This window comes from Citrobacter sp. Cpo142 (assembly GCF_030332425.1).
Taxonomy (GTDB): Bacteria; Pseudomonadota; Gammaproteobacteria; order Enterobacterales; family Enterobacteriaceae; genus Citrobacter; species Citrobacter portucalensis.
In genome coordinates, this window is the sequence record NZ_JAOWHW010000136.1 from 1 (window position 1) to 19,614 (window position 19,614).

18 protein-coding genes are annotated in these 19,614 nt (G+C 50.0%); 8 read left to right on the plus strand and 10 right to left on the minus strand.

Translation table 11 applies throughout. From position 1 onward, the window contains the following. The 5 genes from OGY18_RS19410 to OGY18_RS19430 all read left to right on the plus strand — a co-directional run. The coding region (locus tag OGY18_RS19410; RefSeq protein WP_286552275.1) for a PD-(D/E)XK nuclease-like domain-containing protein at window positions 1-1,220 on the plus strand (1,220 nt) is incomplete at its 5' end. A gap of 14 nt (window positions 1,221-1,234) precedes the next feature. After that, entirely contained in the window at window positions 1,235-2,275 is a 1,041-nt protein-coding gene (locus tag OGY18_RS19415) for a RecT family recombinase (protein ID WP_286554087.1), read from the plus strand. A 34-nt stretch (window positions 2,276-2,309) separates the two neighbouring features. After that, a complete protein-coding gene (locus OGY18_RS19420) occupies window positions 2,310-2,654 on the plus strand; it encodes a hypothetical protein (RefSeq protein ID WP_199985238.1) in 345 nt (114 codons plus the stop codon). Further along, complete coding sequence (locus OGY18_RS19425; protein WP_264363846.1) at window positions 2,647-3,366, plus strand: ASCH domain-containing protein; 720 nt, start codon at window positions 2,647-2,649, stop codon at window positions 3,364-3,366. Before OGY18_RS19420 ends, OGY18_RS19425 begins: the two co-directional genes overlap by 8 nt. After that, window positions 3,353-3,595, plus strand: a complete 243-nt coding sequence (locus OGY18_RS19430) for a DUF4060 family protein (RefSeq protein WP_286554089.1) — start codon at window positions 3,353-3,355, stop codon at window positions 3,593-3,595. Before OGY18_RS19425 ends, OGY18_RS19430 begins: the two co-directional genes overlap by 14 nt. Before the next feature lie 238 nt (window positions 3,596-3,833). Here OGY18_RS19430 and OGY18_RS19435 read toward each other — a convergent pair whose 3' ends face one another. Then, entirely contained in the window at window positions 3,834-5,027 is a 1,194-nt protein-coding gene (locus OGY18_RS19435; protein ID WP_048998011.1) for a tyrosine-type recombinase/integrase, read from the minus strand. A 255-nt stretch (window positions 5,028-5,282) separates the two neighbouring features. Then, a complete protein-coding gene (locus OGY18_RS19440) occupies window positions 5,283-5,456 on the minus strand; it encodes a YciY family protein (protein ID WP_003020684.1) in 174 nt (57 codons plus the stop codon). Between the two features lie 142 nt (window positions 5,457-5,598). On the opposite strand from OGY18_RS19440, the gene cls reads away from it, so the two are divergent. Then, complete coding sequence (cls, locus tag OGY18_RS19445; protein WP_003020687.1) at window positions 5,599-7,059, plus strand: cardiolipin synthase; 1,461 nt, start codon at window positions 5,599-5,601, stop codon at window positions 7,057-7,059. 34 nt (window positions 7,060-7,093) lie between these two features. Beyond that, window positions 7,094-7,423 carry an HI1450 family dsDNA-mimic protein gene (locus OGY18_RS19450; RefSeq protein ID WP_003020691.1) on the plus strand — a complete coding sequence of 110 codons (330 nt, stop codon included), beginning with the start codon at window positions 7,094-7,096 and terminating at the stop codon, window positions 7,421-7,423. Between the two features lie 37 nt (window positions 7,424-7,460). Here OGY18_RS19450 and OGY18_RS19455 read toward each other — a convergent pair whose 3' ends face one another. The 7 genes from OGY18_RS19455 to ychE all read right to left on the minus strand — a co-directional run bounded on the left by OGY18_RS19455 (window position 7,461) and on the right by ychE (window position 15,495). After that, the gene (locus tag OGY18_RS19455; RefSeq protein ID WP_257661939.1) at window positions 7,461-8,297 is read right to left on the minus strand and encodes an ion transporter; all 837 of its coding nucleotides are present in this window, start codon (window positions 8,295-8,297) and stop codon (window positions 7,461-7,463) included. A gap of 45 nt (window positions 8,298-8,342) precedes the next feature. Beyond that, entirely contained in the window at window positions 8,343-9,347 is a 1,005-nt protein-coding gene (oppF, locus tag OGY18_RS19460; RefSeq protein WP_003833363.1) for a murein tripeptide/oligopeptide ABC transporter ATP-binding protein OppF, read from the minus strand. Next, a complete protein-coding gene (gene oppD / locus OGY18_RS19465) occupies window positions 9,344-10,357 on the minus strand; it encodes a murein tripeptide/oligopeptide ABC transporter ATP-binding protein OppD (RefSeq protein WP_003833364.1) in 1,014 nt (337 codons plus the stop codon). The genes oppF and oppD overlap by 4 nt, the downstream gene beginning before the upstream one ends. An 11-nt stretch (window positions 10,358-10,368) precedes the next feature. Further along, entirely contained in the window at window positions 10,369-11,277 is a 909-nt protein-coding gene (gene oppC / locus OGY18_RS19470) for an oligopeptide ABC transporter permease OppC (protein ID WP_003020701.1), read from the minus strand. 14 nt (window positions 11,278-11,291) lie between these two features. Continuing rightward, window positions 11,292-12,212 carry an oligopeptide ABC transporter permease OppB gene (gene oppB, locus OGY18_RS19475; protein ID WP_003020708.1) on the minus strand — a complete coding sequence of 307 codons (921 nt, stop codon included), beginning with the start codon at window positions 12,210-12,212 and terminating at the stop codon, window positions 11,292-11,294. Window positions 12,213-12,444: 232 nt separating this feature from the next. Then, window positions 12,445-14,076 (minus strand): oligopeptide ABC transporter substrate-binding protein OppA, encoded by a 1,632-nt coding sequence (gene oppA, locus OGY18_RS19480; protein ID WP_003833370.1) that lies wholly within the window; start codon window positions 14,074-14,076, stop codon window positions 12,445-12,447. A 771-nt stretch (window positions 14,077-14,847) separates the two neighbouring features. Next, complete coding sequence (ychE, locus tag OGY18_RS19485; protein ID WP_003020714.1) at window positions 14,848-15,495, minus strand: NAAT family transporter YchE; 648 nt, start codon at window positions 15,493-15,495, stop codon at window positions 14,848-14,850. A gap of 487 nt (window positions 15,496-15,982) precedes the next feature. Here ychE and adhE point away from each other — a divergent pair, with 487 nt between their 5' ends. Beyond that, window positions 15,983-18,661 carry a bifunctional acetaldehyde-CoA/alcohol dehydrogenase gene (gene adhE / locus OGY18_RS19490; protein ID WP_003833375.1) on the plus strand — a complete coding sequence of 893 codons (2,679 nt, stop codon included), beginning with the start codon at window positions 15,983-15,985 and terminating at the stop codon, window positions 18,659-18,661. A gap of 242 nt (window positions 18,662-18,903) precedes the next feature. On the opposite strand, the gene tdk is transcribed toward adhE, so the two are convergent. After that, window positions 18,904-19,521, minus strand: a complete 618-nt coding sequence (gene tdk, locus OGY18_RS19495) for a thymidine kinase (protein ID WP_008784954.1) — start codon at window positions 19,519-19,521, stop codon at window positions 18,904-18,906. Window positions 19,522-19,614 lie beyond the last annotated feature (93 nt).

A 19,614-nucleotide genomic window follows, 5' to 3' on the forward strand; every position in this document is an offset into this window, starting at 1 on the left:
ATGTGCAGATGGAAGAAGCTGTCAGTGATGAAGAACAGGCTGGTAATGAAGTGCAGTCAGGCGAAAGCAGTCTGGAAACTGGTGAAGAGTCACATACCGGCCAGCAAGCCGATGTGAACCAGAATACGGATTCTGTCGCCCAAAATAGCGATTCTGTAAACCAAACCGAACCGGTTTCGGCACAAACCGAGCCAGAAACGCAATCAGACGAACCGGCTGTTGTGTACCCGGCTTACTTCGAACCTGGCCGTTATGAAGGTCTGCCGAACGAGGTTTATCACGCAGCCAATGGTATCAGCTCTACCCAGGTAAAAGACGCACGCGTCAGCCTGATGTTCTATCACGGCCGTCACGTGACCAAGACTATCCGTCGCGAAAGCAGCGAGGCGCTGACGTTCGGTAGCCTGGCGCACACCCTGGCCCTGGAGCCCGAAAAGCTCCACGAAGAGTTTGCGGTATTCCCAGGTATTCCGGCTGAGGCGTTTACCACCACCGACTCCATGAAGGCGTTCATTCGAGAATTTAACGCGGATAAGCCAAAGGCCGAGCAACTGAAGCTCACCGGTAAGAAAGAAGAACTTCAGGCGGCGATACGCGCGGTCAGCCCGGAGGCCATTTTCGCTGATGAATTTGAGCAGCAATGGCGCGATAGCGCTGATGGGAAAACCATCCTGTCCAGAGAGCAACTGACGCTGGCCACGGCAATTCAGCAAGCCCTACTGAATCATGAATCAGCCGGGAAACTGCTGCGCCATCCTTCCCGTTCAGTGGAAACCAGTTATTTCGGGATGGACGACGAAACCGGTCTGGAAGTCCGTGTGCGCCCTGACCTTGAGGTTGAAATCAACGGCGTTCGTATCGGTGTTGACCTGAAGACGATCAGCATGGGACGCGTTAAGCAAGACGGTTTGCGCGCCAAACTGCACCGGGAAATCATCGACCGCGACTACCACCTCAGCGCTGGCATGTATTGCTCCGTTGCCGACTTTGATCAGTTCTTCTGGATCTTCGTCAACAAAGACGAGGGCTACCACTGGGTGGCGGTAATTGAGGCATCGGAAGATTTGCTCGATCTCGGGCTGCTGGAGTATCAGCGCACCATGCGTGCACTCGCAGATGCGTATGACACCGATTGCTGGTCTGCACCGATAACCGAAGACTACACCGACGAACTGAACGACTTCGACCTGCGCCGCCTTGAAGCGCTGCGTCTGGCTTAATGGAGGATTTGACCATGCAAAATACCAACATCATTACGACCGAGCAGGCACCAAACACCATTTCCGCCAGCAACGCTGTGTTCAACGTACAGGCACTCGGGCAGCTCACCTCTTTCGCTGAATTGATGGCGCAGTCTGCCGTCACCGTCCCCAAACACCTGGCGGGGAAACCCGCCGACTGTATGGCTATCGTCATGCAGGCTATGCAGTGGGGAATGAACCCATATGCAGTTGCCCAGAAAACGCACCTGGTCAACGGCGTTCTGGGTTACGAAGCGCAACTGGTTAACGCAGTAATCTCCAGCTCAAGCGCCATCGTTGGTCGCTTCCATTACGAATACGGCGGTGACTGGGAGAAGATCGCCGGGAAAAAAGACGGCCGTGATGAATTAGGCCTGTTTATCCGGGTTGGCGCCGTACTGCGCGGAGAAGACGAAATCACCTGGGGCGAGCCAATCTACCTGGCAGATATCACCACACGTAACTCGCCACTGTGGAAAACAGCGCCGAAGCAGCAGATCGCTTATCTGGCAGTGAAGTACTGGGCTCGCCTGTACTGCCCAGAAGTCATCCTCGGCGTCTACAGTCCAGATGAAGTTGAGCCACGCACTGAGAAAGAGATTAACCCAGCACCGAAACACGTTAACCTGGCTGATATCTCAGGTGACACCGTCACAACCACGCAAAGCGCACAGGAATCGTCGGTAAATATCGACTCTCTTGCCGATGATTTCCGCGAACGAATCGATGCTGCTCAGGATGTTGATAGTGCAAAAGCACTGCGCGCTGATATCGAAAGCGCGAAAGCCACTCTCGGGTCCGCCCTATTCACTGAGCTGAAGAACAAAGCGGTGAAACGCTATTACCTGGTTGATTCACGTAACAAGGTTGAGGCCGCGATCAACTCCCTACCGACTCCGGACGAACCGGATGCAGCAGCGCGTTTCGGGGAAGTTGAGCGAGTTCTGGCAACGGCGAAACGTCATCTGGGCGACGAGCTGCACGATCAGTTCAGCATTACCCTGGCAGATATGAAACCGGAATACGTGGGCTGAGGGAGGCGGGAGGGTTCGCCCTCCCGGTAACGAGATGAGTAAATCATTAAATGCACGTTGCATCCGCCGTTGGGAAGTCGAGTTTAAACCTCTCTGCGATTCAAAGGTGAATCCGTACTGGCGCAAGCGTGATCTGCGCGGGTATATCCGCGAAGCGGCGCTCACCACTGCTTACAACATGGTTGAGAGCATGGCTGAGAACAACGCCAAATTTGACTATGACGGCACGACTATTGGCTGGTCGCCTGAGTTCTCAGCCTGGTATGACGAACGCCGGGAGCAGTACCTCAAAGAAGCGCGTGACTACTTGGACGAAGAAGCCACCAACGAAGAGATAGACGAAGAGATCGAGAACGAGCTGGAGGCCTGGAATGATTGAGCGCGGCATGATTTTTAACGGGGAGATGGTGCGCGCCATTCTCGACGGCCGGAAGACGCAGACGCGTCGGATCATGGCGATTCAGCCAGAGCATTCAGAGCTGGGATTACGCCGAGTGATTGACTCCAAAAATGGCAGAGATAACGGGAAGTATTTTTGGTCGCAGTCCGATGCGTGCGGCCTGAAGGCCCGCTCAAAAGTGTTCGGTTGTCCTTATGGAGAAGTTGGCGATCGCATCTGGGTGCGAGAGACGTTCCAGGGGCCGCTTGTTTCTGAGGAGTTATTCGAAGAATACCGAGCCCATCCTGAAAAGTTCGAAACGCCGCAATACTGCGAATATTCCGCTGATGGCGGTGCCAAACCTGAATACTGTGATCTTGACGATAATCTCCGTCACGGTTGGCGGCCGTCGATCCATATGCCGCGTTGGGCCAGCCGCATTCTGCTGGAGATTACTAACGTTGGAGTGCAGCGCCTCCAGTCAATCAGCCCGAACGATGCTGCGCGTGAAGGACTGGTTAAGCTACCTGCCACTGGCCGGTATTGCATAAATCAGGTGGATCAATATTTCGGTGGTGCAAGCCATGATGCTCGCGAAGTATTTTCCTGGCTGTGGGCATCCATCTACGGCGAAGAAAGCTGGAATGCTAACCCTTGGGTCTGGGTTATTGAGTTTAAGCGTATCGAAGGGGGCGACCATGCGACTAATTAACCGGGCCAATCAGCAATCCCCGTTAGCGCATCAGGCATGCGACATCGCGCTGGCCACTCATCACGAACGTTACGGCGACTATGGCCGCAGCAAGATGAAGGAGACGTACACGGTGAGAGTTGAAGGAGTGAAGGTCTGGGTGGAAGTGGTGAACCGTAAGGCTAGCTACGTGGCCACAGCGATGACAGGTATGCGTCGTTTGCGCGCGCTGCCGGGTCAGGTTTCTTGATATTACTTTTGGAAATGGCCCAGTTCGGGCCATTTGAGAAAAATGATGGATGATATTTTGCTGACGTCAGACCTGACCAGTCGATACAAAATCTCACGTAAAACCCTTTGGTCATGGCAAAGCACAGACACGATGCCGCGGGGTTTTGCGAAGCCGTTCCCCGCCCCGGACTTTCCCGGTAATCCTAACCGCTGGAAGTCGGAGTCAGTCAAAGAGTGGGAAGGTGTGAAACAGCCAATTAACTGAACGGCTCACCGATGATGTTTTCAAGATGGCTCTGCCAAACGTGGAGCCAGTGTTTTTGATCATCGATGTAGTCATGCAGGTTATAGTGCGCCATCACACCAACCATTTGGTGACCAAGTAACTTTTCAATCACATGCGGCGGACAGCCAAGTTCTGAAAGATTTGTTGCGATTGTTCTTCTCATATCATGGAGAGACCAGGGCTCCATGCCGGATTCTGACCAAATATACCTGGCATAGTTCGAAGCAACTGGCGGATGAACCGGGACGTCTTTAATTTCCCCATCCAGTAAGCGCTGTGAAGTGACTAAATGCTTTGTGTTGATCTTCTCAAGATGATTTTTTACCAGTCCCACCGCAGCATCAGAAAGAGCCCTTCTCATGTGCACTCGCGTTTTGTAACTTCCAGCAGGAACTATCCATTCATTTTCATCCAGCTTGAACCATGACCTTTCGCTCAACCGAATCTCTGCCGTCCTACAGCCGGTCAACATAATAAATTTCACAAGAAACACGGACTCTATGGACATGCGGTTTTGCAGCCACCGATAAATAGCCACCAGTTCACGATCATCCAAGCGCCGCGTTCTCTTTTTCGGTTTTTGGCCAACGTCAGTGGGTAGCAATCCCTCGAGCGGATTGGTCGATATTACGCCTCGGTTAATACAGAACCTGAATGAGCGTTTGCACAGCGAAAGCATATAATGAGCCATCACCCTGCTTTCAATCTGATCAAAAACATCTATCCAGTGCCTTTTTGTCGAATTGTCTACTTTGACGTTTCGCATCGGCTCGGCGATATGCTTGGCAAATACCAACTGATAATAATCTGTCTTTGTCAGTTGATTAGCGATGCAGTGTTTCTCGATCCAATAATTGAATGCTTCCGATACGGCCATGGAACCTTCGCGGGTCAATTTCTCCAGCTTTACTTGCTCTCGGGGATCGAGTCCTTCAGTAAGCCAGGTTCTGAATTGCTGACGCCTTTCCCTTGCCTGAGCAATACTCATTGCTGGATAATCGCCGACATTGAGTTTTACAGCTTTGCCAGCCCATCTGTACCGGTAGAAGAAAGAGACCTTTCCGGCCTGACTGATCCTTGCGTTGAGTCCGTGAGAATCTGAAATAGTTTCGATATCATCGCGTTTCTTGCCAAGGGCCTTCCTGAGCTTTGTGTCAGTGATCATTGAATGGGTACACATTTGGCTTTTGAGTACGCAAAAGTGTACACAAAACTCATTGCTCAAAGATACCCGCAATGTAACACTTGTACTCGGAGTGTGATAATTGGAAGGCTGAAAGGCAGGCGGCAGAAGGGTTCAGCGTAACAGAACGTTTTTGTGCGAAATTCTTCGAAATGGGCTGAATGACAATACAAAAAAGTATTTTAAAAACAGAACGCAAAGCAGACATTGGGCACCGCCAGCGGTGCCCTTTTGGGATCAGATGCTGTGGATCGCAAACAACAACGAGTTACGCTGGTGGTTGAGAATGCACTTTCTGATAGTGTGGATACGCATATTACGACGCGATTGTCCTTCAAGCCAACGTGCTTTACGGCGGCTAGCCTGACGCAGCATCCGCCAGCGTCCCACTTCCGTTCTACTACGCTTCATGTTTACTACTCTTTCAGTCACTGAGCGACCATTATAACGCCAGACCGAATGCAGACCAGTGGTTTTCCCTTGTTTTTATTTGCCAGATTAATCCTGATGCGTAAACTCTTAACAATACGCTTTCAAAAGGATTTTTAAATTTATGACAACCTTCTACACCGTGGTGAGTTGGCTGGTCATTCTGGGTTACTGGGTACTCATTGCTGGCGTAACATTACGCATTCTAATGAAACGACGCGCAGTGCCCTCCGCAATGGCCTGGCTGTTGATCATCTATATTCTGCCATTGGTAGGGATCATTGCTTATCTGTCCTTTGGTGAACTCCACCTGGGTAAGCGACGTGCCGAACGCGCCCGGGCAATGTGGCCGTCAACGGCCAAATGGCTGAACGATCTCAAGGCCTGCAAGCATATTTTTGCCCAGGAAAACAGCAGCGTCGCCTCTTCGTTATTTAAACTGTGCGAGCGCCGTCAGGGAATAGCCGGGGTTAAGGGAAACCAACTGCAGTTGCTCACCAGTTCAGATGACGTGATGCAGGCGCTGATCCGTGATATTCAACTGGCGCGCCACAACATCGAAATGGTGTTCTACATATGGCAGCCTGGCGGTATGGCCGATCAGGTAGCCGAGTCGTTAATGGCTGCCGCGAGACGTGGCATTCACTGTCGCCTGATGCTGGACTCCGCTGGCAGCGTGGCGTTCTTTCGCAGCCCTTGGGCGGCGATGATGCGTAACGCAGGTATCGAGGTTGTAGAAGCGCTGAAGGTGAACCTGATGCGTGTATTTTTACGCCGTATGGACCTGCGTCAGCACCGCAAAATGATCATGATAGATAACTACATTGCTTATACCGGCAGCATGAACATGGTCGACCCGCGTTTCTTCAAACAGGATGCGGGTGTCGGGCAATGGGTTGATTTAATGGCGAGAATGGAAGGTCCTGTCGCCACTGCTATGGGCATTGTCTATTCCTGCGACTGGGAAATTGAGACCGGAAAGCGCATTTTGCCTCCGCCACCAGACGTCAATATCATGCCGTTTGAGCAGGCCAGCGGCCACACCATTCACACTATCGCCTCAGGTCCTGGTTTCCCTGAAGATTTGATTCATCAGGCGCTGCTTACCGCTGCTTATTCAGCGCGTGAATATTTAATTATGACCACCCCCTACTTCGTCCCCAGCGACGATCTGTTGCACGCGATCTGCACGGCAGCGCAGCGTGGGGTTGACGTCAGTATCATTCTTCCACGTAAAAATGACTCCCTGCTGGTTGGCTGGGCAAGCCGGGCCTTTTTCACCGAGCTGCTGGCAGCTGGCGTTAAAATTTATCAGTTCGAAGGTGGCTTGCTGCACACCAAGAGCGTACTGGTCGATGGCGAGCTGAGCCTGGTCGGGACGGTTAACCTGGATATGCGCAGCCTGTGGCTCAATTTTGAAATCACGCTGGTCATTGATGATGCCGGATTCGGTGGCGATCTCGCGGCAGTGCAGGATGATTATATTTCGCGCTCACGCCTGCTTGATGCCCGTTTGTGGGTAAAACGACCACTCTGGCAGAGGATAGCAGAGCGACTGTTTTACTTCTTTAGTCCGTTGCTGTAAAACGTGCCCATCAGACAGTAAACAGGTAGTCATTATGGATATGGATTTGAACAATCGCCTGACCGAAGACGAAACGCTTGAGCAGGCTTACGACATTTTTCTCGAACTGGCTGCGGACAATCTGGATCCAGCCGACATCATTCTGTTCAATTTGCAGTTTGAAGAGCGTGGCGGTGCCGAGTTGTTCGATCCGGCAGAAGATTGGCAGGAGCATGTCGATTTTGACCTGAACCCTGACTTCTTTGCCGAGGTGGTGATTGGTCTGGCAGATACAGAAGACGGCGAGATTAACGATATTTTTGCGCGCGTTTTATTATGTCGCGAAAAAGATCATAAGCTCTGCCATATTCTCTGGCGCGAATAATCAAACAAAAAAGCTGCTCTCGCAGCTTTTTTCATTTTTAGCCCGGTAGTTTACTTCCGCAGCGGTTACAAAATTGCGCACTATGTTCATGCTGCGCCTGCTGGCACTGCGGACATTTTCGTTGGTGCCCGCGCTGCTGGAACGCACTGCTCATGTGCGTGGTAATCAATCCCGTCGGTATTGCAATCACCGAGTAACCAATCAGGATAAGCACAGACGCCACCATGCGCCCCAACGGTGTGTGTGGCGTGATATCGCCATAGCCGACGGTGGTTACAGTAACAATCGCCCAATACACCGACGCATTCAGCGTAGTAAACCCATATTTTGGCCCTTCAATCAGATACATCATCGCGCCAAAAACCACCATCAGGATGGCGATAAAGGAATAGAACAGCATCAGCTGATGTCGGGCGCTTTTTAACGCATTCCAGAACACCCGTAGAGAAGGCATGAAGCGTAGCAGCTTGAGAATACGCAGAACGCGCAGGACACGCATCGCTCGCCAGGCGAAAACATAGCTCAGACTGATTTCCGGCCATAGCCACATCACATACAGCGGCAGAATGGTGGCAAGGTCAATTATCCCCCAGAAGCTGAACACATATTTAGCGGGGTTGGCCCAGCAACATAAGCGCAGAAGATATTCGAGGGTGAAGACCAGAGTAATAAAGATCTCCAGCCAGACAAAAATGCGCCATTCCTCAAAGGTTAAATGGTATTGCGTCCCTACTCCGGACTCAATGAAGATAACGATAACGCTGAGCAAGGCAAATAGTGCGCACATACCTTCAAAGCGACGCCCTGAACGGGTATTTAAATCAAATAATTTGCGATAGAGCGCACGGCGGACAGAAGAGACTAAACCTGGCACAGATACCTCACCAAAAAAAGGGCTGACCTTTGTCAGCCCTCGGGATTATAGCGGGTCTACTTTCAGGCAGGAAACTGCATGTCGGAAACTTCCTTCCAGAACCGGGCGCGTTTTTGCGCATTCCGGTCCAGCAATCGGGCAGCGCGTACGGAACACGCAACCGGAAGGAGGATTAATCGGGGACGGTAACTCGCCTTCCAGCAACTGAATAACCTTATTCCTTTCCTGATCCGGATCGGGGATTGGCACCGCAGACATCAGCGCTTTGGTATAAGGATGCAGCGGGTTATGGTACACCTCATCATAGGTCCCTAATTCCACCGCGTGTCCGAGATACATAACCAGCACACGGTCGGAGATATGTTTAACCACAGCGAGGTCGTGAGCAATGAAGATTAACGATAATCCCATTTCGCGCTGAAGCTGTTGCAGAAGATTAACCACCTGGGCCTGGATTGATACATCCAGCGCTGAAACCGGTTCATCGCAGATAATCAACTTCGGTTCGAGGATCAGCGCGCGGGCAATACCAATACGCTGACACTGGCCACCGGAAAACTCATGTGGGTAGCGGTTAATCAGGTTAGGCAATAGTCCAACCTTCATCATCATCGCCTTCACACGGTCGCGGACTTCCTGACCAGGAAGATTCGGATGATAAGTTCGCAGCGGTTCGGCAATGATTTCACCAATGGTCATGCGCGGGTTTAACGATGCCAGAGGATCCTGGAAAATCATCTGGATATCGCTGCGTACTTCCCGCCACTCATCGGGTTTCATGCCCAGTAAATCTTTACCCAGCCAGGCAACCTTTCCATCGGTGGCCTTCACCAGGCCGATAATCGCACGGGCAAAGGTCGATTTCCCGCAGCCTGATTCACCGACCACGCCCAGGGTTTCGCCCTCATATAGTCGCAGGGTTACGCCATCAACCGCCTTCAGGGTTTTAGTCGGTTGCCAGAACCACTGTTTGCCATCTTTAATATCAAAATGGACTTTAAGGTCGGCAATCTCAAGGAGCACTTTACGTTGTTCGGTCACCGCATTCATACCAGTTCCTCCACCGGCTTAAAGCAGGCACGCAGGCGGCCTGGACTAAACTCCTCCAGTGGCGGAGCACTGCTACAGATTTCCATCGCATGCGGGCAACGCGGCTGGAATGGACAGCCTTTTGGTAGACGCAGCAGGTTCGGTGGGTTACCCGGTATAGTGAGCATCTCTTCCCCTTCTGCATCCAGACGAGGTACGGCATTTAGCAAACCAATCGAATACGGATGAACGGGCTTATAAAAGACATCCCTCGCACTGCCGTATTCCATAGTACGTCCGGCGTACATCACCAGGACTTTATCGCAAATACCGGCAACAACCCCCAGATCGTGGGTGATCATGATAATCGCGGTGTTGAATTCACTTTTCAGTTCATTCAGCAGCGTCATAATTTGCGCCTGTACCGTTACATCAAGCGCAGTGGTCGGTTCATCGGCTATCAGTAATTTGGGCCTGCACAACAGTGCCATGGCGATCATTACGCGCTGACGCATACCACCAGAGAATTCATGCGGATACATTTTCATACGCTTACGCGCTTCCGGCATCTTCACCGCATCCAGCATTCTGACTGACTCTTCAAAAGCTTCCGCTTTGCTCATGCCTTTATGCAGCATCAGAACTTCCATCAACTGCTCCCCGACCCGCATGTATGGATTGAGGGACGTCATCGGGTCCTGGAAAATCATCGAGATTTGCTCGGCGCGCAGTTTGTTCAGTTCACGTTCCGGTAAATTCAGAATTTCACGCCCGTTGAACGTTGCGGAGCCCCCGATACGACCATTTGCCGCCAACAGGCCCATCAGGGCAAAGGCCGTTTGCGATTTACCCGAACCGGACTCCCCGACAATACCCAACGTTTCTCCGGCTCGCAGAGAAAAGTTTAAATCGTTGACCGCAGTAACATCGCCGTCGGGGGTAGCAAACGTCACGCGCAGATCTTTTACGTTCAGCAGTGCGTTAGCCTGTTGTTGCGCGAGCGGCGCGGTTGAGGTTTCAATTACGCTCATGGCTGCACTCCTTAACGGTCTTTCGGGTCGAGGGCATCACGCAGGCCATCGCCAATAAAGTTAAAACAGAACAAAGTGACCACCAGGAAACCAGCCGGGAACAGCAGCAGCCATGGTGAGACTTCCATAGAGTTGGCACCATCACTGAGCAACGCGCCCCAGCTACTTAACGGCTCCTGCGTACCTAATCCCAAAAAGCTCAGGAAGGATTCAAATAGGATCATGCTCGGCACCAGCAATGAAGCGTAAACCACCACCACACCCAGCACGTTCGGCACAATATGGCGGATAACGATACGCACGGTAGACACCCCACCCACTTGCGCCGCTTCAATAAACTCTTTGCGCTTGAGACTTAGCGTTTGCCCACGCACGATACGCGCCATATCCAGCCAGGAGACCATCCCGATAGCAACAAAAATCAGCAGAATATTTTGCCCAAAGAAGGTGACCAGCAGGATCACGAAGAACATGAACGGGAAGGAGTTGAGGATTTCCAGCAGACGCATCATCACCGAGTCGATTTTTCCGCCGAGGTAGCCCGACAGAGAACCGTACAGCGTACCAACAACCACCGCGACTAACGCCGCCGCAATGCCGACCATCAGCGAAATGCGCCCGCCAATTGCCACACGCACCAACAGGTCGCGTCCCGACGAGTCAGTACCGAAATAGTGGCCTGATTCCGTATCCGGTGCACTGGACATCATGCCCCAGTCGGTATCGAAGTAGGTAAACTGCGACAACATCGGTGCCAGCGTTACGAACAGCGCAATAATTACCAGCACCACCAGGCTTGCTACCGCCGCGCGGTTATGCATAAAGCGTCGACGCGCGTCCTGCCACAGGCTACGGCCTTCGACCTCCAGCTTTTCACTGAAATTCTCCAGCGCCTCGCTGTTTTTCTTACTTAACATCATAGCGAGCTCCAGTATCAGTAACGAATTTTCGGGTCGATAACGGCATACAGCACATCGACAATCGCGTTAAACACGATGGTCAGCGTACCCACCAGTATGGTCAGACTAAGAACCAGCGAATAGTCGCGGTTTAACGCCCCATTGACGAACAACTGGCCAATACCCGGCAAACCATAAATGGTTTCAATAACCATCGAACCGGTGATAATGCCGACAAATGCCGGTCCCATATAGGACAGCACTGGCAACAGCGCTGGTTTTAACGCATGACGGAAAATAATCCGCCGCATCGGCAGCCCTTTAGCGCGCGCGGTACGAATAAAGTTAGAGTGCAGTACTTCAATCATCGAACCGCGAGTAATACGTGCGATACTGGCGATGTAGGCCAGTGACAAGGCCACCATCGGCAGGATCATAAATTTCAGCGCCCCGCCGTTCCAGCCCCCGCCGGGTAGCCATTTCAAGGTTATGGCAAATATCATGACCAATAAGGGAGCGACCACGAAACTGGGGATAACCACCCCGGTCATAGCCACCCCCATCACCGTATAGTCCCAACGTGTATTTTGCTTCAGCGCGGCTATCACTCCGGCGCTAACACCGACGAGTACCGCCAGAATAAAGGCTGCCGCACCCAGCTTCGCAGAAACCGGAAAGCTCGAGGCAACGAGGTCGTTAACCGTGTAGTCTTTATATTTAAAGGATGGTCCAAAATCGCCGTGCGCCAGCTGTTTCAGATAGCTGAAGTACTGCGTCGAGATGGGATCGTTAAGATGATATTTCGCTTCAATATTCGCCAGCACCTCTGGCGGTAACGCGCGTTCCCCGGTGAATGGGCTTCCGGGCGCAAGGCGCATCATAAAGAATGAAATCGTAATAAGAATAAACAGCGTCGGAATCGCTTCCAGACAGCGACGTAATATAAATTTTAACATTGCCCGTACCTTCTGGCGTGTGCCTTTATACCCGTCATACTTCAAGCTGCAAGTGCGTTGGCTTTACTCGCTCACGCCAGTCACTTACTTAAGTAAGCTCCTGGCGATTCGCTGCGTTGCCGCCTTCCTGCAACGTGAAGTGTTTAGGGTATACCTCTCTTTGTCTAAAGAGGTATTTATAGTTCGAAGAAAAAGACACTGTGGGGCAACATGATCGCCCCACGTCTTGCCATTAATGCTTGATAATATACAAGTCTTTAACGTGGATATTATCCATCGGGTCTTTACCGGAGTATCCGCCAACCCATGGTTTCACCAGGCGGGCATTAACATAGTAATAAACCGGTACAATCGCAGAATCTTTATCCAGCTGCTGTTCCGCTTTCGAATACAGTTCGCTGCGCTGCGCTTCATCCGTCACTTTCAGCGTATCCGCAATCAGCTTATCAAATGCCGGGCTCTTATAGTGGACGGTATTATTGGAGCTGTCGGACAGCACCATATTCAGGAAGGACGTCGGTTCGTTATAGTCTGCACACCAGCCCGCACGCGAAACATCATAGTTGCCCTGATGGCGCGTATCGAGGAACGTTTTCCATTCCTGGTTTTCCAGCTTCACATTAGCACCCAGATTTTTCTTCCAGATAGATGCCGCGGCAATAGCCAGCTTCTTATGCAGGTCTGAGGTGTTATACAGCAGATCAAAGGTCAGCGGTTTCTCAGCGGTATATCCGGCCTCAGCCAGCAGTTTCTTCGCTTCTTCATTACGTTTTTCCTGAGACCACTTGAACCACTCTGGCTCAACCAGTTTCGCACCATCGGTGTATGGAGGAGTAAAGCTATATGCTGGCAGGTCACCCTGGTTTTTCACTTTATTGACGATAATGTCACGATCCAACGCCAGCTTCAGGGCGGTACGAACACGAACATCGTTGAACGGTGCTTTCTGGTTGTTGATTTCGTAATAATAGGTGCACAGATAGGGGTCAACGTGGACTTCGTTCGGGATCTCTTTTTTCAGTTTCTGGAATAACTCAATCGGCATGTTGTTATAGGTCATGTCGATTTCACCGCTGCGATAGCGGTTAACGTCAGTCACTTCAGAAGAAATAGGCAGGTAGGTTACCTGGTTAATAACCGTTTTGGCGTTGTCCCAATAGTTGGTATTACGCTCAAGCACAATGCGCTCGTTGACAACCCAGTCTTTCAGTTTATACGCACCGTTAGTAACGATGTTAGCGGGCTGGGTCCACTTCTCGCCGAATTTTTCAACAGCAGCTCTAGGAACCGGTGAAACGGAGGAGTGCACAAGCAGTTTGTAGAAATAAGGAACTGGTTCGCTGAGGGTGACTTCAAAAGTATGATCGTCGAGAGCTTTTACACCGAGATCGGTGATCGGCTTTTTACCGGCGATAATATCATCAATATTGACAATATGACCGTACTGCAAATAACTGGCATACGGTGATGCAGTATTTGGATTAGCCAAACGTTGCCAGCTATACACGAAATCTTGCGCGGTAACAGGCGTGCCGTCAGACCACTTTGCATCTTTACGCAGATGGAATGTCCAGACTTTAAAATCTTTATTCTCCCATTTTTCAGCCACGCCAGGCGATGGTTTGCCATCGACATCACTGATTAATAAACCTTCAAACAGGTCACGGTTAATGTTGGATTCAGGTACACCTTCGATTTTGTGGGGATCGAGTGACTGCACTTCCGAACCGTTATTGCGCACCAGAGTCTGCTTTTCAGCAAGCTGCACACCCGCTGGCACTTCTGCCGCCGTGGCAACATTTCCAGCGACTAGCGCAGTTAAGATCCCCGCAGCTACTAAACTTTTTTTAGTGATGTTAGTCATTGTGTTGTACTCCCTCATTATTATGGCTGGTTTTTTAACCAGACTGTTAATCCTGTCAGGATCCCTGTACGGCACCGGAGATTTTCTGCCGTCAGGTGGTTTATTGTTTTACTGCTTGCTATCACCGACTTTATTTATTCTGGCGATTCGTATGACCGCCTTGCGTCGATTCTCTACGTGCCTCCCCTGCCGGAAACACGCTATTACCCTGTTGAGAGAAACTAACTGCAAATGATTCTCATCAACGTGAATTATTCTGCATAATATCTGGCCGGAAAGTATCAAATGCGTTTCTTAACCGCCAATACATTTTACAAATTTGTTAACCAATTCTCTTTTATTGGAAATAAATCTCACTTAAAAAGTCTTACGAATGAAGATTCGTTATGGGAAATTCACAAAAATCAATACATTATGTCGACTATGGTGTTAACCATTCTGTCTGAAGTCAACGCCATGTCAAAATACACATAAATTTAACAATTGGTTATTAATTAGCACATTCATCTGAAATAAAGGCTGAAATAACTAATAACATTTCGATAATCCTTCAGCAAGCCCCAGAGTATGATGTTAATAAAATAACAGCAGTATCGGTCTTCACCGGGCGTACTGAGACGTGTTATATCTTTAGAATCAATGACTAACAGGAGAGTTAATCATCAGCATTTTTTATTATTGCTCTGCTGATTTTCAACTTTAGTGAGAAGTTTTACTGATAATGAAATGAAACGGAGCCGGACACGACTCCGTTTGCACAGAAGAGAGGTTTCAGGCCAGCAAACCAGGGAAAATGGATTTGATGCCTGTAACGATAAATTCGATACCCAAAGCCATTAACAGCAGCCCCATAATACGCGTAATGACGTTGATACCGGTTTGGCCCAACAGGCGCACTAACCATGGTGCCATGCGGAACAGCCCCCAGCAGCACAGGGCAAACAACGCAATCGCTACAAAAAAGCCAAACAGGTTAATCGCGCTATGATATCGCGTACCCCAAACAATAGTTGAGCTTATCGCCCCCGGCCCCGCCATCAACGGCAATGCCAACGGCACAACGCCGATACTTTCACGAATTGCGGTTTCTGATTTTTCCTGTTTGTTTTGTTTATCTTCCCCTAGTTTTCCGCTAATCATTGACATTGCGATAGTCACAACCAGAATGCCGCCAGCGATCCTGAACGAGTCAATTGAGATGCCGAAGAGTTGCAGAATACCATCACCAAGAAACAGCGAAGTCCACAGGATGATTGCGACAGAAAGGTTTGCCGTGAGGTTGGTTTTGTTTCGTGCTGCGGCAGTTTGATAGCTGGTCATACTGATAAAGACGGGGATGATCCCTACCGGGTTGACCAACGCAAATAACCCAATGAAAAATTTAAAATAGACAGGAAAATCAAATAGCGTTTGGATCACGGTTAGCTCCGAAGCGTTAGCCGGATAAAATGAGTCATAAAAATTGATAAAATCCGCGCTGAAGATACGCCTTTTGTCAGCATACTTCACCTTCTATCTGCGTATATCAATGTAAATACGCTACCAATACTCAGTGTTATTAATATGTATTAAATATGCTAATGTTATTAGCATTCATCACGCCAATTTATTAACACTTAACGAGAAACGCTAAAAGGGCCTGCTGAAAGGTGTCAGCTTTGCGAATTTTTGATCCAGATCACGCAATTACTACTCAGAAGTGAGTAATCTTGCTTACGCCACCTGGAGGTAACGCGTTAGAGTTAACAGGCGCTAGCGTATAAGCTCTTTTAGTAAATCAAAGTAAAGTGGACGTTAATTAACCGTTTGATTTTCAAACCATTACACAAATTTTCGTCGGTCTGTCTATACTCTCGTATCGAGCAGATGATTTACTAAAAAAGTTTAACATTATCAGGAGAGCATCATGGCTGTTACTAATGTCGCTGAACTTAACGCACTTGTAGAGCGCGTAAAAAAAGCCCAGCGTGAATATGCCAGTTTCACTCAAGAACAGGTTGACAAAATCTTCCGTGCCGCCGCTCTGGCTGCCGCAGACGCTCGAATTCCTCTCGCGAAAATGGCCGTTGCCGAATCCGGCATGGGTATTGTCGAAGATAAAGTGATTAAAAACCACTTCGCTTCTGAATACATTTACAACGCTTACAAAGATGAAAAAACCTGTGGTGTGCTGTCTGAAGACGACACTTTTGGTACCATTACCATTGCTGAACCGATTGGTATCATCTGCGGTATCGTTCCAACCACTAACCCTACCTCTACTGCGATCTTCAAATCACTGATCAGCCTGAAGACCCGTAACGCCATCATCTTCTCTCCGCATCCGCGCGCAAAAGATGCAACTAACAAAGCAGCTGACATCGTTCTGCAAGCAGCTATCGCTGCTGGCGCACCGAAAGATCTGATCGGCTGGATCGATCAACCTTCCGTTGAACTGTCTAACGCGCTGATGCACCACCCGGACATCAACCTGATCCTTGCGACCGGTGGTCCAGGCATGGTTAAAGCGGCATACAGCTCCGGTAAACCGGCTATCGGCGTAGGCGCAGGTAACACCCCTGTTGTTATCGACGAAACCGCTGATATCAAACGTGCTGTTGCATCTGTTCTGATGTCTAAAACCTTCGATAACGGCGTAATCTGTGCTTCTGAGCAGTCTGTCGTCGTGGTTGACTCCGTATATGATGCAGTACGTGAGCGTTTTGCGACTCACGGCGGCTACATGCTGCAGGGCAAAGAGCTGAAAGCAGTCCAGGACGTTATCCTGAAAAATGGCGCGCTGAACGCAGCTATCGTTGGTCAGCCGGCATACAAGATTGCTGAACTGGCAGGCTTCTCCGTACCAGAAACCACTAAGATTCTGATCGGTGAAGTGAAGGTTGTTGACGAAAGCGAACCGTTTGCTCACGAGAAACTGTCTCCGACGTTGGCAATGTACCGTGCGAAGGACTTCGAAGACGCAGTCATCAAAGCTGAAAAACTGGTTGCGATGGGCGGTATCGGTCATACCTCTTGCCTGTACACTGACCAGGACAACCAGCCAGAGCGTGTTGCTTACTTCGGTCAGATGATGAAAACTGCACGTATTCTGATCAACACCCCGGCTTCTCAGGGTGGTATCGGTGACCTGTACAACTTCAAACTCGCACCTTCCCTGACTCTGGGTTGTGGTTCCTGGGGTGGTAACTCCATCTCTGAAAACGTTGGTCCTAAGCACCTGATCAACAAGAAAACCGTTGCTAAGCGAGCTGAAAACATGTTGTGGCACAAACTTCCGAAATCTATCTACTTCCGTCGTGGCTCTCTGCCAATCGCACTGGATGAAGTGATTACCGATGGTCACAAACGTGCGCTGATCGTGACCGACCGCTTCCTGTTCAACAACGGTTATGCAGACCAGATCACCTCCGTTCTGAAAGCTGCTGGCGTTGAAACCGAAGTGTTCTTTGAAGTTGAAGCTGACCCGACTCTGACCGTTGTTCGCAAAGGTGCTGAGCTGGCTAACTCCTTCAAACCAGACGTAATCATCGCACTGGGTGGTGGTTCCCCGATGGACGCCGCGAAAATCATGTGGGTTATGTACGAGCACCCGGAAACTCACTTCGAAGAACTGGCACTGCGCTTTATGGACATCCGTAAACGTATCTACAAGTTCCCGAAAATGGGCGTAAAAGCGAAGATGATTGCAGTTACCACCACTTCCGGTACCGGTTCTGAAGTGACTCCGTTTGCGGTCGTTACCGACGATGCAACTGGGCAGAAATACCCGCTGGCAGACTACGCGCTGACTCCGGATATGGCGATTGTTGACGCCAACCTGGTTATGGATATGCCGAAGTCACTGTGTGCGTTCGGTGGTCTGGATGCCGTCACTCACGCTCTGGAAGCTTACGTTTCAGTACTGGCTTCTGAGTTCTCTGATGGTCAGGCTCTGCAAGCGCTGAAATTGCTGAAAGAAAACCTGCCAGCGTCTTACCATGAAGGTTCTAAGAACCCGGTAGCGCGTGAGCGTGTACACAGTGCAGCAACTATCGCCGGTATCGCGTTTGCTAACGCCTTCCTGGGTGTATGTCACTCAATGGCGCACAAACTGGGTTCTCAGTTCCACATTCCTCACGGTCTGGCGAACGCCCTGCTGATCAGCAACGTTATTCGTTATAACGCGAACGACAACCCGACTAAACAGACTGCATTCAGCCAGTACGACCGTCCGCAGGCACGCCGTCGCTACGCTGAAATCGCAGACCATCTGGGTCTGAGCGCACCGGGCGACCGTACTGCCGCGAAAATCCAGAAACTGCTGGGCTGGCTGGAAGAAATCAAAGCTGAATTGGGTATTCCTAAGTCTATCCGTGAAGCTGGCGTTCAGGAAGCTGACTTCCTGGCACACGTGGACAAACTGTCTGAAGATGCGTTTGACGACCAGTGTACTGGTGCTAACCCACGTTACCCGCTGATTTCTGAACTGAAACAGATCCTGCTGGATACCTACTACGGTCGTGAGTATAGCGAAGGTCAGACCGCCGCTAAGACTGAAGCAGTAGCTGCACCGAAAGCAGAAAAGAAAGCGAAGAAATCCGCTTAATTTGCTCAGATAAGTTTTAGTTTCATCATAAACGGTCCCAATTGAATTGGGGCCGTTTTTTTTCGTCTTGTGTTATGAAAATCGGGGAATACACAATTTAACCATGTGAATAGAATGGCAGTGTAAGAGATGTATTCAGGAAGATGTGAGACTAGCCGTCAGAAGAGAGTCTGACAGGGTAGAGAACATTGACGAAGGTTCCGGCCTACCCTGTGTTTATAAGCGCTCAGAAGCGTACAGGGTTAATCGTGGCTGTGTCGTTCTTGTATCGCCGTCAGAGAGCCCTCAGACTGCGCTTGTTTGTAGTGTTTACGACATACCGACACATAGCGTTCATTCCCGCCGATAACCACCTGCTCGCCCTCGTTATAAGGTCTTCCAGCCTGATCAAGGCGTAATACCATGCTGGCCTTACGGCCACAGAAACAAATGGTCTTTAATTCAACCAGTTTATCTGACCACGCAAGCAGGTATTCGCTGCCACCAAATAACTCACCACGAAAATCAGTGCGTAAGCCGTAACACAAAACAGGAATATCCAGTTGATCGACAACTTCAGATAATTCATAAACCTGTTGTCGGGTCAGAAACTGAGACTCATCGACCAGTACACAGTGAATTCTTTGCTGCGCATTCTCGGCGCGAATCTCTTCGAACAATGATGAATTTTGGTTAAACAATTTTGCAGGTGACGACAGACCTATACGTGAACTTACTTTTCCAGCACCAAAACGGTCATCAATTTCCGCTGTATATACAACGGCACGCATCCCACGTTCCTGATAATTGTACGAAGATTGCAACAATGCAGTCGACTTACCTGCGTTCATTGCAGAATAGTAAAAATATAGTTGTGCCATTGACCGAAGGCCCTCACCCGGGGAAATAAATATGGGCTGGATTGTATCATATTTCACGAACATGTCGGTGTAGCGTTGGCCGCAAAGGCGTAT